Origin of the sequence: Pseudomonas sp. SR18 (assembly GCF_023701505.1) — a bacterium.
Lineage (GTDB): Bacteria > Pseudomonadota > Gammaproteobacteria > Pseudomonadales > Pseudomonadaceae > Aquipseudomonas > Aquipseudomonas cyclaminis.
Map to the genome: position 1 here is coordinate 1 of NZ_JAMQAU010000045.1, position 679 is coordinate 679.

Consider the following 679-nt stretch of genomic DNA (forward strand, 5'->3'; position numbering starts at 1 on the left):
TGCTGCTGACCCAGCAACACCTGCTCACGCAGTTGCCGATCCCCGCCGCGCTGCCGGTGCTGGCCCTCGATCAACTGGACGTCAGCGGCTATGCCGACACCAACCCGCAAGTCGCCGTTGACGGCGAAAACCTCGCCTACGTCATCTACACCTCAGGTTCCACCGGCAAGCCCAAAGGCGCCGGCAACCGGCATGCGGCCCTGACCAACCGGCTGTGCTGGATGCAGCAGGCCTATGCCTTGACCGCCGACGACACCGTGCTGCAAAAGACCCCGTTCAGCTTCGACGTGTCGGTGTGGGAGTTCTTCTGGCCGCTGATGACCGGCGCCCGTTTGGCCGTTGCCGGGCCTGGCGACCATCGCGATCCGGCCATTTTGGTAAGCCTGATTCAGCGTTACCAGGTCACGACCCTGCACTTCGTGCCGTCGATGCTGCAGGTGTTCCTGCTGGATGAATCCGTCGCCCAGTGCACCCGCCTGACACGCATCGTGTGCAGCGGCGAAGCCTTGCCCGTGGATGCCCAGCAACAGGTGTTCGCCAAGTTGCCGAACGCCGGCTTGTTCAACCTTTACGGCCCTACCGAAGCCGCCATCGACGTGACCCACTGGACCTGCCGCGAAGAAGGCAAGGCCAGCGTGCCGATTGGCCAGCCGATCGCCAACCTCACCACCTACATCCT

1 protein-coding gene is annotated in these 679 nt (G+C 63.9%); it reads left to right on the top strand.

Going from position 1 to position 679, the window contains the following annotated elements; genetic code table 11:
• Positions 1-679, top strand: a 679-nt coding sequence (locus tag NDJ82_RS27390) for an AMP-binding protein (RefSeq protein WP_250926667.1), incomplete at both ends; no start/stop codon positions are given.